Source organism: endosymbiont of unidentified scaly snail isolate Monju (genome assembly GCF_000801295.1).
In the GTDB taxonomy this organism is placed as follows: domain Bacteria; phylum Pseudomonadota; class Gammaproteobacteria; order Chromatiales; family Chromatiaceae; genus MONJU.
Genome location: NZ_AP012978.1, coordinates 1,689,605 through 1,701,814, shown reverse-complemented (window position 1 = coordinate 1,701,814; position 12,210 = coordinate 1,689,605). Strand labels below are relative to the sequence as shown.

Annotated in this window: 14 protein-coding genes; 12 read left to right on the top strand and 2 right to left on the bottom strand. The window is 65.3% G+C overall.

Going from position 1 to position 12,210, the window contains the following annotated elements; translation table 11 throughout:
- The first annotated feature begins 10 nt into the window (after window positions 1-10).
- Genes nirJ through EBS_RS08180 form a run of 3 tightly spaced genes read left to right on the top strand, consistent with a single transcriptional unit; the run spans window position 11 to window position 3,242 of the window.
- Entirely contained in the window at window positions 11-1,255 is a 1,245-nt protein-coding gene (nirJ, locus tag EBS_RS08190) for a heme d1 biosynthesis radical SAM protein NirJ (protein ID WP_043108189.1), read from the top strand.
- Window positions 1,231-1,695 carry a hypothetical protein gene (locus tag EBS_RS08185; RefSeq protein WP_043108188.1) on the top strand — a complete coding sequence of 155 codons (465 nt, stop codon included), beginning with the start codon at window positions 1,231-1,233 and terminating at the stop codon, window positions 1,693-1,695. The genes nirJ and EBS_RS08185 overlap by 25 nt, the downstream gene beginning before the upstream one ends.
- A complete protein-coding gene (locus EBS_RS08180; protein ID WP_043108187.1) occupies window positions 1,692-3,242 on the top strand; it encodes a cytochrome D1 domain-containing protein in 1,551 nt (516 codons plus the stop codon). The genes EBS_RS08185 and EBS_RS08180 overlap by 4 nt, the downstream gene beginning before the upstream one ends.
- Here the strand turns inward: EBS_RS08180 and EBS_RS08175 are convergent.
- The gene (locus EBS_RS08175; RefSeq protein ID WP_070104727.1) at window positions 3,236-4,159 is read right to left on the bottom strand and encodes a Crp/Fnr family transcriptional regulator; all 924 of its coding nucleotides are present in this window, start codon (window positions 4,157-4,159) and stop codon (window positions 3,236-3,238) included. The two genes, EBS_RS08180 and EBS_RS08175, sit on opposite strands and share 7 nt — an antisense overlap.
- 217 nt (window positions 4,160-4,376) lie before the next feature.
- On the opposite strand from EBS_RS08175, the gene EBS_RS08170 reads away from it, so the two are divergent.
- The 9 genes from EBS_RS08170 to EBS_RS08130 all read left to right on the top strand — a co-directional run bounded on the left by EBS_RS08170 (window position 4,377) and on the right by EBS_RS08130 (window position 11,372).
- Window positions 4,377-4,808, top strand: a complete 432-nt coding sequence (locus EBS_RS08170; protein WP_043108186.1) for a c-type cytochrome — start codon at window positions 4,377-4,379, stop codon at window positions 4,806-4,808.
- A 21-nt stretch (window positions 4,809-4,829) separates the two neighbouring features.
- A complete protein-coding gene (locus tag EBS_RS08165; RefSeq protein WP_043108184.1) occupies window positions 4,830-6,236 on the top strand; it encodes a cbb3-type cytochrome c oxidase subunit I in 1,407 nt (468 codons plus the stop codon).
- A 104-nt stretch (window positions 6,237-6,340) separates the two neighbouring features.
- Window positions 6,341-6,925, top strand: coding sequence for a cytochrome c oxidase subunit 3 family protein (locus tag EBS_RS08160; RefSeq protein ID WP_043108183.1), 585 nt, complete (start codon window positions 6,341-6,343; stop codon window positions 6,923-6,925).
- A gap of 1 nt (window position 6,926) precedes the next feature.
- Entirely contained in the window at window positions 6,927-7,211 is a 285-nt protein-coding gene (locus EBS_RS08155) for a cytochrome C oxidase subunit IV family protein (protein WP_043108181.1), read from the top strand.
- Complete coding sequence (locus tag EBS_RS08150; protein ID WP_052199421.1) at window positions 7,211-8,023, top strand: CbbQ/NirQ/NorQ/GpvN family protein; 813 nt, start codon at window positions 7,211-7,213, stop codon at window positions 8,021-8,023. The genes EBS_RS08155 and EBS_RS08150 overlap by 1 nt, the downstream gene beginning before the upstream one ends.
- On the top strand, window positions 8,007-8,423 hold the full coding sequence (locus EBS_RS08145; RefSeq protein WP_043108180.1) for a cytochrome c oxidase subunit III: 417 nt from the start codon (window positions 8,007-8,009) through the stop codon (window positions 8,421-8,423). Before EBS_RS08150 ends, EBS_RS08145 begins: the two co-directional genes overlap by 17 nt.
- The gene (locus EBS_RS08140; RefSeq protein WP_231892786.1) at window positions 8,420-9,418 is read left to right on the top strand and encodes a 4Fe-4S binding protein; all 999 of its coding nucleotides are present in this window, start codon (window positions 8,420-8,422) and stop codon (window positions 9,416-9,418) included. The genes EBS_RS08145 and EBS_RS08140 overlap by 4 nt, the downstream gene beginning before the upstream one ends.
- Window positions 9,382-11,124: a nitric oxide reductase activation protein NorD gene (locus EBS_RS08135; protein ID WP_043108179.1), complete on the top strand. Its 1,743-nt coding sequence runs from the start codon at window positions 9,382-9,384 to the stop codon at window positions 11,122-11,124. Before EBS_RS08140 ends, EBS_RS08135 begins: the two co-directional genes overlap by 37 nt.
- Before the next feature lie 62 nt (window positions 11,125-11,186).
- Window positions 11,187-11,372: a hypothetical protein gene (locus EBS_RS08130; protein WP_043108178.1), complete on the top strand. Its 186-nt coding sequence runs from the start codon at window positions 11,187-11,189 to the stop codon at window positions 11,370-11,372.
- 136 nt (window positions 11,373-11,508) lie between these two features.
- Here EBS_RS08130 and EBS_RS08125 read toward each other — a convergent pair whose 3' ends face one another.
- Window positions 11,509-12,168, bottom strand: coding sequence for a CsiV family protein (locus EBS_RS08125; RefSeq protein ID WP_043108177.1), 660 nt, complete (start codon window positions 12,166-12,168; stop codon window positions 11,509-11,511).
- Window positions 12,169-12,210: the final 42 nt, after the last annotated feature.

Here is a 12,210-nt window from a genome sequence, read left to right as displayed (position 1 = left end):
AGGACACCTCATGTTTCGTGTGACCCGTTACCTGCAGGCCTTGAGCGATCCCGATGTGCGCCCGCGTCACACGTCGGCGAACAGGCCGGCCGGTCCGGTGGTGATCTGGAACCTGGTGCGCCGCTGCAATCTCACCTGTCGCCACTGCTATGCCACCTCGGCTGACAAGGACTTTCCCGGCGAGCTGTCCACCGAGGAGGTGTTCACAGTGATGGACGACCTGCGTGCCTACGGGGTGCCGGTGCTCATTCTCTCCGGCGGCGAACCCCTGATGCGTCCGGACATCTTCGAGATCTCGCAACGTGCCAAGGCCATGGGGTTCTACGTCGGCCTCTCCTCGAACGGCACCCTGATCGACGAGCACAACATCGAGGCCATCGCTGCGGTGGGGTACGACTATGTCGGCATCAGCCTGGACGGCATGCGCGCGACCCATGATCGCTTCCGCCGGCTCGAAGGGGCCTTCGATGCGGCGCTGCGCGGCATCCGCCTGTGTCGGGATGCCGGCATCAAGGTCGGCATGCGCTTCACGCTCACGCGCGACAATGCGCGTGACCTGCCCGACCTGCTGCGCCTGATGGATGCCGAGGGCATCGACAAGTTCTACCTGTCTCACCTCAACTATGCCGGGCGCGGCAACAAGAACCGCATGGACGATGCCCATCACCGCATGACCCGCGCCGCCATGGACCTGATCTTCGACACCTGCTGGAATCACATCGTTTCGGGGCGTCCGCGCGAGTTCGTCACCGGCAACAACGACGCCGACGGCGTCTACCTGCTGCACTGGGCCCGCCAACGCATTCCCGGCAGCGAGCAGCACCTGCGGCCCTTGCTCGAGCGCTGGGGTGGCAACGCCTCGGGGGTGAACATCGCCAACATCGACAATCTCGGCCATGTGCATCCCGATACCATGTGGTGGGACTACGATCTGGGATCGGTGCGCGAGCGCCCGTTCTCCAGGATATGGGAAGATACGCGCGACCCGTTGATGGCCGGACTCAAGCAGGACCGGCGGCCACTGCTCGGTCGCTGTGCGGCCTGTGCCGAGCGCGCCATCTGCGGGGGCAACAGCCGTACCCGGGCCTGGCAGCTCACCGGCAATCCCTGGGCCGAGGACCCTGGCTGTTATCTTGCCGATGCCGAGATCGGCGTCACTGGTCTGCCCGAGCGCATCCCGGTCACTCCGTGGACACGCACCGGCGAGTCTTTCAAGGGAGTACCTGTTTCATGTGTCGATTCTGCTGGTTCCTGAGCATCGTGCTGGCCATTGCTGCCGCCGGCCTGGCCTGGAAATTCATCCTCAGCGGCGAGACGGTACCGGCCAGCGACGGGCGTACCGCCATCGTCCTCGAGGCAGGCGAGCGCGACCTGGTGCTGGCCGAGATGCGCGCCTTTCTCGAGGCGGTGCAGAAGGTCCTGGATGCCAGTGTGCGGGGTGATGTCACCGCCGTCGCCGAGGCCGCGCGTGCGGTTGGGCGTGCCGCGGCCGCGCCGGTGCCCGGCAGCCTGCTGGGCAAGCTGCCCCTGGGCTTCAAGCAGCTGGGCTTTGCCACCCATGACGGTTTCGACCGCCTGGCCATGGACGTGGAGGCGCTGGGCGATACCGCGGAGGTTCCCGAACGCCTGGCGCAGTTGATGAACAACTGCGTCGGCTGCCATGCCACCTTCCGTCTGGAGGTCGGCGCACAGTGAAACACCGGTTCCTGTTGCTGCTTTCCTTGCTGCTGGCCGGTGTCGGCGCCGCCCGCGCAACCGCTGTTGAAACCCTGTACCGGACGTATTGCGCGGAATGTCATGGCCCGGGGCGGCTGGGGGCCATGGGGCCGGCCCTGCTGCCGGAGAACCTGCATCGGCTGAAGCGCGACAGGGCGGCCGAGGTGATCAGGCACGGGCGCCCGGCCACCCAGATGCCGGCCTTTGCCGACAAGTTGGACGATGTCCAGGTGAAGGCCCTGGTCGACTACATCTATACCCCCCTGCCCAGGGTGCCGGAGTGGGGGATGGCGCAGATCCGCGGCAGCCACAAGGTACTGGTGGACGAGGCGGCTCTGCCGGCGCACCCGGTACATGATGCCGATCCCATGAATCTGTTCGTGGTGGTGGAGCTGGGCGATCACCATGCCACCATCCTCGATGGCGATCGTTTCCAGCCCATCCACCGCCTGAAGACGCACTACGCGGTACACGGTGGGCCCAAGTATTCGCCGGACGGCCGCTTCGTGTATTTCTCCTCGCGCGATGGCTGGATCAGCCGCTTCGACATGTGGAGCCTGCAGGTCACCGCCGAGGTGCGTGCCGGCATCAACACTCGCAACCTGGCGGTCTCCGCCGACGGGCGTTACGTGATGGTTGCCAACTACCTGCCGCACAGCCTGATACTGCTGGATGCCCGCGATCTGTCACCGATCCGCGTGATCCCGGTGGCCGGCGACGATGGGACGACCTCGCGGGTCAGTGCAGTCTACGATGCGCCGCCGCGCCACAGCTTCATCGCCGCGCTCAAGGACATTCCCGAGGTCTGGGAGATCAGCTATGTCGACGACCCCCTGCCGGTGTACAACGGCCCCATGCATGACTACCGCATGGACGAGGGCGTGGCGCGCGCCGACGGGCGTTTCCCGGTGCGGCGCATCCGCCTGCGTGACTACCTGGACGACTTCTTCTTCGATCCGGCCTATCGCCTGCTCATCGGCGCCTCGCGTGATGGTGGCAAGGGCCAGGTGATCCAGCTCGACCTGGGGCGCAAGATTGCCGATCTTGCGCTCGATGGCATGCCGCACCTGGGCTCGGGCATCACCTGGAAATACCAGGGGCGACCGGTGCTGGCCACGCCCAATCTGCGCAAGGGCGAGGTGACGGTGATCGACATGCGCGACTGGCAGGTCATCAAGCGCATTCGCACCGACGGACCGGGGTTCTTCATGCGCAGCCACGAGAACACCCCTTATGCCTGGGTGGACGTATTCTTCGGTCCGCATCGCGACGAAGTACACATCATCGACAAGCGTACCCTGGAGATCGTCAGGACCCTCCGGCCGGTGCCCGGCAAGACGGCCGCCCATGTCGAATTCGACAAGGATGGCCGGCATGCCCTGCTCAGCATCTGGGACCGTGACGGCGCGGTGATCGTCTACGACGCGGCCACCTTCGAGGAGGTCAAGCGCCTGCCCATGGTCAAGCCCTCGGGCAAGTACAACGTGCACAACAAGATCACCCGTTCGGCGGGAACCAGTCATTGAATGGTGGCAATTCGCGGCAAGGACGCCGTTGCCACAGCAGGAGGCCCATCCCTGGGCCGAATGTTCGCGGCGGGGACGCCGCTCCCACAGGTTTGTAGGAGGCCTGGTCCCGGGCCGAATGTTCGTGGCGAGGAGGCCGCTCCCACCGGTAGGAGGCCCGTCCCCGGGCCGAATCTCAACCGCCGGGCAGCTTGTGCGAGGGATCGCAGGGATAGAGGAAACTGGCTTGCAGCGTTTCCTGCGGCTGCGCGCAGATATTGGCCACTTCGTGCAGGCGCTGGCGGTCGTGGATGGTGACCCGGCTGTTCTTGACCGTCACCACGCCGCGCTCGCTCAGGTTCTTGATGATGCCGCGAGAAGGTCTCGGGCTTGACCGACAGACGCGAGGCCAGGATCTGTTTGGCTACCGGCAGTTCGAACTCGTCACGGTCCGGCGGGCCGGCCTCGGCCAGGTAGCCAGCCACCCGGCAGGTGGCGCTGTACAGGCTGAGCTCGTCGATCTCGCGCAGCAGCAGTCCCCGGATGCGCTGGCTGAGATCGCCCAGCAGCAGGAAGCAGGTCTCGGTGGATTCGTGCAGCATGACGGTGAAGTCGCGGGCGTCCACGCTGATGACCTCGGCGGACGTCAGTGCCTGGGCGCTGACCGGGTAGGTCGGGTGTTGCAGAAACATCAGGGCTTCGGCAAAGGTGCAGCCCGGGGTGACGATCTCCACCACCTTCTCGTTGCCGTTGGGTGACAAGCGGAACAGTTTGATCTGCCCCGAGGTCACCAGGTAGAAGCGTTCTGCCGGTTCACCCTGTTCGAACAGGGCTTCACCCGATTCCAGGCGGATCTGCCGCGCATGCTGGGTGATGCGGTCGAGCTGGTCGTCAGAGAGCGCCGCGAACAGCGGCCCCCGTTTCAGAAGCGCTTTCATGTACTGCGTTCTCGTCGTCGTTGCGGCAGTCGGCATTCTAGCGTGTCGTGGGTGAAAGGCATCGCGGAGAGCGATGCCGGAGAAGCAAAAACGACATAAATCGGCGTTTTCTTGATCTGGCGCAAATGTGCGGAACGCCGCTTGATGAAGATCAAGGCTAGGCTCGGTGTGGCAGGAGAGATTGAACACACAACTTCAGCTAGCGGAGGGTACGACCATGTCAGAGGCTTTCACCAAGGCCATGGCACGCAACATATTCTACGGGGGGAGCCTGTTCTTCCTGTTGCTGTTCCTGGCCTTGACCTTCGATACCCAGGGCGCGTTGCCGGATCGCGACAATCGCCAGGAGATCACCGAGAAGGTGGCAATGGGCAAGCGCCTGTGGGAGAACAATGATTGCATCGGGTGCCATACCCTGCTGGGAGAAGGCGCCTACTTTGCCCCCGAGCTGGGCAATGCCTACAAGCGCCTGGGCGGCAAGGCCGGCATCATCGGCTTCATCAAGAGTCGTCCGAAAGACGGTATTCCCGGTCGTCGCAGCATGCCGCAATTCAATTTCACGGACGAGGAGCTCGATGCCATCGCCGAGTTCCTGAAGTATTCGTCCGAGATCAATACGGCCAACTGGCCACCGAATATCCAGGGCTGATCCGAGCGGAGGACGAGAGCCATGCAATATCAATCACAAGCGGTAGCCAAGCTGTATTTCACCGCGGCCATCGGGTTGTTTGCCGGACAGATCCTGTTTGGCCTGATCCTGGGGCTGCAATATGTCGTGGGTGATTTCCTGTTCCCCGAGATTCCCTTCAACGTGGCGCGCATGGTCCATACCAACCTGCTGATCGTATGGATCCTGTTTGGCTTCATGGGGGCGGCCTACTATCTGGTGCCGGAAGAGGCCGAACGTGAGCTGCACAGCCCGGGGCTGGCGGTGCTGATGTTCTGGGTCTTCCTGGTCGCCGGGGCACTCACCATCCTGGGTTACCTGCTGGTGCCCTATTCGGGGTTGGCGAAGATGACCGGAAACGACCTGCTGCCGACCATGGGGCGCGAGTTCCTCGAGCAGCCGACCATCACCAAGATCGGCATCGTGATCGTCGCTCTGGCCTTCCTCTACAACATCGGCATGACCATCCTCTCGGGTCGCAAGACGGTGGTCAATCTGGTGTTGCTGATCGGCCTGACCGGACTGGCGGTGCTGTTCCTGTTCGCCTTCTACAACCCGGACAACCTGGTCAAGGACAAGTTCTACTGGTGGTGGGTGGTGCACCTGTGGGTGGAAGGCGTCTGGGAACTGATTCTCGGCTCCATCCTCGCCTTCGTGTTGATCAAGACCACCGGCGTGGACCGCGAAGTGATCGAAAAGTGGTTGTACGTGATCATCGCCATGACCCTGATCACCGGCATCATCGGTACCGGTCACCACTACTACTGGATCGGCACGCCGGAGTACTGGCAGTGGTGGGGTTCGGTGTTCTCCGCCCTGGAGCCCATTCCCTTCTTCATGATGACGGTGTTCGCCTTCAACATGGTCAACCGCCGGCGGCGCAATCACCCCAACAAGGCTGCCGTGCTGTGGGCCCTGGGCACCGCTGTGATGGCCTTCCTGGGAGCCGGGGTCTGGGGCTTTCTGCACACCCTGTCGCCGGTCAACTACTACACCCATGGCAGCCAGATCACCGCGGCGCACGGCCACATGGCCTTCTACGGCGCCTACGCCATGATCGTGCTGACCATCATCTCCTACGCCATGCCGATGATGCGCGGGCGCAAGGCAGCCAACAGCAATCGCTCGCAGGTACTGGAGATGTGGTCTTTCTGGCTGATGACCGTCTCCATGGTGTTCATCACCCTGTTCCTCACCGGCGCAGGCATCCTGCAGGTCTACCTGCAGCGTTACAGCGACACCCCGCTGCCCTTCATGGTGGTGCAGGAAAAGATCGCGCTCTTTTACTGGATGCGTGAGGTGGCCGGCGTAGTCTTCCTCGCTGGCCTGGTGCTCTATATTGCGAGCTTCTTCGTCGGATCGAAAGATCCGGAGGTTGCGGTAGAACAGGCAGCATCTCCCACTGCCTGAGTCGAGGGTGGCGCCCGGTGTCTCCGCGAGGAGGTGCCGGGCGTCTTTTTTCGCCGGCCTTCATGCAGCTGTCGGACAGAATCGTACTGGGTGGGGAATGATCCATGACGAGAGGTGGCAATCTGCCGGAGACATCCCATTATCCCCCGGGCGATCTGGCAGTATGGATCTTCATCCTGGCCGAGCTGGCGGTATTCGCCATCTTCTTTGCCGCCTATGCCTTCACGCGTATGCAGCATGTGGCCCTGTTCGACCAGTACCAGGCCACGCTCGATCGCAATGCGGCATTGTTCAATACCCTGGCACTGATCACTGCCAGCTACTTCGTGGTGCGCGCGGTGGTCGCCATCAGGGAGGGGCGGGCAGTATCGGCACGCAACCGGTTGTGGGCAGCCGTGGGCATGGGCGGACTGTTCCTCCTCGTCAAGGGTATGGAATATGCGCATCACCTGGGAGAGGGGATTCGTTTGAGTACCAACACCTTCTACATGTTCTATCTCTCCCTGACATTCTTTCATTTCATGCACGTGATCCTGGGTATTCTCGTCCTCATGGTGTTGGCCATGCGTACCGCGGCCGGGCATTACAGTGCGCAATCACACACCGATATCGAGAGTGGTGCCAGCTATTGGCACATGGTGGACCTGGTCTGGTTGATCCTTTTTCCTCTGGTCTACGTCATGCACTGAGATGAACACCGATAGCCGCAACAGGGGTGGATCTTGTACGCTCATCTATATTGCGTTGATGCTACTGACGCTGATCACCTGGGTGGTCGGCAAGCTGGGTTTGCAGGGCCTGCCGGTGACCTTGTCCGTGCTGGCCCTGACCGTGTTCAAGGGGCAGCTGATCGGCGACTGGTTCATGGGTCTGCGCAATGTGCGCGGGTTCTGGCGGTGGGCGATCCTGATCTGGCTGGCAGGGGTGGGCGTCCTGGTGGGCGTGGCCTTCTTTCTTAGCAGCGGACTACACTGATGGACATAAAAGCCAATCCCGAACGCGAGGCGGCGGCCGAGCTGCCTTTCTACTGTCCCCAGGGCAACGAGGTGGCCCTGTTCGAACACGCCTGGCGCAACCGCCTGCCGGTGCTCATCAAGGGGCCGACCGGCTGCGGCAAGAGCCGTTTCGTGCGGTACATGGCGGCGCGCCTCGGGCGTCCCCTGTACACCGTGGCCTGTCACGACGACCTCACTGCGGCGGACCTGGTGGGACGTCACCTGATTGGCGGTGAGGGCACCTTCTGGTCGGATGGGCCGCTCACCCGCGCGGTGCGCGAAGGTGCCATCTGTTATCTCGACGAGGTGGTCGAGGCGCGCAAGGACACCACGGTGGTGCTGCACCCTCTGACCGACGACCGGCGCATCCTGCCGCTGGAGCGCACGGGCGAGACCTTGCAGGCGCCGCCGGAGTTCATGCTGGTGGTCTCCTACAACCCCGGCTACCAGAACCTGCTGAAGGGCATGAAGCCCTCGACCCGCCAGCGTTTCGTGGCCATGAGTTTCGATTTTCCCTCGCCGGAGAACGAGCTGACGATACTGCAGGGAGAGACCGGCATCGACCGCGCCACCGGCGAGCGTCTGGTGAACCTGGCCCGTGCCCTGCGTGCACTCGAGGATCACGACCTGGAAGAAGCCGCCTCCACCCGCCTGCTGGTGTATGCCGCAACTCTGATCCGCGGCGGCTTCGACCCGCGTGAGGCCGTGCTGACGGCGATGGTCGAACCGCTCAGCGACGACGCCGAGACCCTGGCGGCGTTGCGCGAGGTGGTCGATGCCACGCTCGGCTGACGTGCCCGAGGCCGGCCTGTCGCTGGCCGTGATGGCCGAGGCGCTCTATCTGTCCAACCTGCTGCTGATGCCGGGTCTGTCGTTCCTGGTCCTGCTGTGGCTGTGGTGGCGGCACCGTGGGCAGGCGCCGGCGCTGGCGCGTGCCCACCTTGCGCAGACCGTCTCTGCCAGCCTCTGGGCCGGCGTGCTGCTGGTGGCCTTCAATGCCGTCATCGTGCTGCTTGGCGGTTACGATGGTCCCTGGACCTGGGTGGTGGTCATCACCTATTTCACCTTCTGTCATTCGGCGCTGGTGGTGTTCGGCGCCTACGGCCTGGCCAAGGCAATGGCCGGACAGTGCTGGCGCTATCCGCTGCTTGGGCGTCCGCTGCCCGACGGTTGTTCGGGGGGATTGTCGTGAACCTGTCGCTGCAGGTCAGACGGCGTCTGTTGCAGGCCGGTTTTTTCGCGTTGTTCGTGCTGGCCCCGGTGTTCGACATCCTGCGCTTCGACCTGACCCTGGGACACGCCATCTTCTTCGGTCATCCCTGGACCCTGGGCATCGACGACTTCGTGGCCGGGCGCATCGGCGTAGGCAAGGCGGCGTGGAACCTGTTCTGGCGCGGTGCCCTCCCGCTGTTCGGCGGCGCCGCGCTGTTCCTGTGGATCGCCCGGCGTTACGGTCGCCTGTATTGCGGCTGGCTCTGCCCGCATTTCTCGGTGGTCGAGACCATCAACGGCCTGATGCGTCGCGCCATCGGCCGGCACAGCCTGTGGGAGCGTCGCCCGCTGCCGGCGCGCCAGCCGGATGGCACCTTGCGGCATCCCGATCCTCGCTACTGGGTGCCGACGCTGCTGGCGGTGTTCGGCTTTGCCTTTCTCTGGGCGGTGGTGCTGCTCACCTGGCTGCTGCCGCCGGCCACCGTTTACGGCAACCTGTTCACCGGCGAACTGACGCGCAATCAGGCGACCTTCCTGATCGCTGCCACGGGTGCGTTCAGCATCGAGTTCCTGTTGGCACGGCATCTGTTTTGTCGTTTTGGCTGCGCGGTCGGCCTGTTCCAGAGCCTGGCGTGGATGGCCAACGACCGCGCCCTGGTGGTGGGGTTCGACACCGCCCGTGCCGCGGTCTGCAAGTCTTGCAACAACGCCTGTGACAACGCCTGTCCCATGCGCCTCAAGCCGCGCACCCTCAAGCGCCGCATGTTCACCTGCACCGAGTGCGCGCAGTGCCTGGATGCCTGCGAACAGGTGACCACGCGACTGGGCACCCGGCCCGTGCTGCGCTGGGTGCGTGGCGAGGCGGCACTGCCGGTGGTCACCGGCCGTCCCCTGTTGGTACGCGAGGCGGCGCGAGGTCGGCCGGAGGAGATCGAGGAATGGAAGAACAGGTCGGCGAACTCTGGCACCGCCTGATCACCCGGCTGGCGGACACCCACCACCCCGAGGCCACGGCGCACGGCGCACGGCGCAGCTGGCTGCAACGTGTCGCCGGCGTGCACGAGAAGGTGACGCTGGCCTGGCGCGATGCGCAGTACCTGCGCCTGCCCGCGGTGATCGACTGGTTCCCCGATCGCGCGCTCAATCGCGAACTCTACCTGTGGCTGGCGGCGCTGGCCGCGGTCGCCGACGAGGACGCCGGGGACTGGTTCGTCGGCAACCAGCGACGGGTCGTCCAGGTGCTCGATCGCTATCCTGGCCTGCGCACGCGATACCAGCGCCTGGTCGAGGCGCACCTGCTGCTGCGTCCCGATGCCGAACGCCTGCCGGCCGACCAGGCAGCGGCCGAGCGTGCCCTGTGCCAGGCCCTGCGCGAGCCCGGCTCGGTGGCGGATCTGCCGGCGGCGCGGCGCCCGCCACAGCCGGTGCCCCTGTGGCTGCACCCCGAGCCGCCTCGGCCGCTCGCGGACGCTGCGGCCGGCGACGATCCCGGGGACAGCGGGGCAGGAGATCGGGAGCGCCAGCAAGAGGTCGAGCAGTTGCGCCGTCGCGCCGAGCGTGTCGAGGAGCCCGAGGCCGACCGCGGGCTGATCACGGTGCGCATGGAGAACATCTTTACCTGGGGTGAATACGTGCGGGTCGATCGGGGTTCCGAGGACGAGGACGACCTCGACCGTGCCGAGGCCATCGCCCGCGACCTGGACCGGCTGGCGGTGGCGCGCAGCGACAAGCGCCCGGCGGCCACCCTGCGTTTCGACCTGGACCTGCCGGCCGAGGCGCAGGACGATCGCATCCTGCACCAGGGCCTGCTGCTGCCGGAGTGGGACTGGAAGCGCCATGCCCTGCTGCCCGACCGTTGCCGCATCGTGCCCATGCTGGCCGCCGACGCGCAACCGCTGCCTTTGCCGCCGCACCTGGGACGGACCGCGAAACGACTGCGCGCGCAGTTCCAGTTGCTGGCGCCGGCACGCACCTGGCATCGTGCCCGGCCGGACGGACAGGACATCGACCTCGATGCCTACCTGCGCTTTGCCGCCGATCGTGCCGCCGGCCTGGCGGTGAGCGGTGAGGGCCTGTACCGGGAGATGCGTTCCGGTGCGCGTGACCTGGTCAGCCTGCTGATGGCCGATCTGTCGCTGTCCACCGATACCTGGATCGACGACAGCAACCGGGTGATCGACGTGATCCGCGACAGCCTGTTCCTGTTCGCCGAATCACTGGCAGCCACCGGCGACCGTTTCGGCCTGTGCGGTTTCTCCTCGCGCAAGCGCGACCCGGTGCGCGTGCACCTGCTCAAGGCCTTCGAGGAACCCTACGATGCGCGCATTCGCGGGCGCATCGCCGCCATCCGCCCCGGCTACTACACACGCATGGGGGCGGCCATCCGCTTCGGCGCCCGCATCCTGGGTGAACAGTCCGCCGGGCGCCGCCTGCTGCTGCTCACCGACGGCAAACCCAACGACCTCGACCAGTACGAGGGACGCTTTGGCATCGAGGATACCCGCCAGGCCATCCTCGAGGCGCGGCGCGCGGGGCTCGAGCCTTTCTGCGTGACCATCGACGAGCGGGGCAACGACTACCTCCCCTACCTGTTCGGCACCGATGGCTATGTGGTCATCCACCGCCCCTCCGAGCTGCCGAATCGGCTCCCCCTGCTGTATGCCCGCCTGACCGGCCGCTGAGTGCATGGGCGCCGCCGGCTGCGGGCGGTATGATGCGCGGATTTCAACGACTGGGAGCCGACATGCACAAGATCGGGGTGTTCACCGTCTGGCTGGGATTGATTCTGACCGTCTTCGGCCTGGTGGTCGGCTTCTGGCGCCTGTTCGCCGGGTTCGGGGACGCCATGTTCTACATGAGCGCCGTGCCACTGGGTTTCGTGGTGCTGTTCGCCGGCCTGGTCGCCACCCAGCTCAGTCGGCCGGGGTGATCTCCGCCAGGGTGTTTCCATTCCGCAGGCAGGCTTTCCGCCCGACAGGGAACGGTTCGGCCCGGGGACGGGCCTGCTGCAGGCAGGAGCAGCATTCCGCCACGAACCCAGCGTCCCCGCCGCGAGGCGGGTGCGGTCAGGTCGGGTCGGGCAGGGCGCGGGGGATCTCGCTGGCCGGTTCGCGTTGCTCGGGCGGGTTGTCGGTGGCCGGTTTGGGCGGAGGCGGCGGTGGTTCCTGGGTGGCCGCCGGGGCGCTGGGGACGGCCTGCGGCTTCGGGGAGTCGATGCGTTCGGCGCGGATGAGGATGCCGGCGCGGGGGTGATCGACGTACAGCAGTTCACCGCTGCGCATGCGGCCGTGCTCGCGGACGGGCTGTTCGCTGCCGGTGATCTGCAGGTCGGTGTCGAGGTGGATGAAGCGGCCACGCCGCAGGCGGATCACCCCGTCGAGATAGGGATTGGTCAGGCGCAGCCAGTCCGTACTGACGGGAGAGGAGAAGTCGTGCCGCCAGCGCAGGTGGGCGAGGACTCTCGCGCCCTTGTGCCTGAGCGTATAGATCACCGGGCCGAACCCGCCGTCCTGTGCAGGCAGGGGAATGACGCCGGGGGTGCCAAGCTCCAGTGATCCGGCGACCTGGCGCCCGGCATTCACCTCGTCGAACTGCCCCGGTTCGTCGTAGGCATCGGGCTGCTCGAACACCAGCATCTCCACGATGTATACCCCTTCCTGCGCGCTGGCGGCCAGGCTGGCGCAAAGCAGGATCAGCAGGATGGCAAGGCGGTGGAAGACAGGCATTGCGTGGCTCGGTGCTCGTTGCGGGTAACGCACAGATGATGC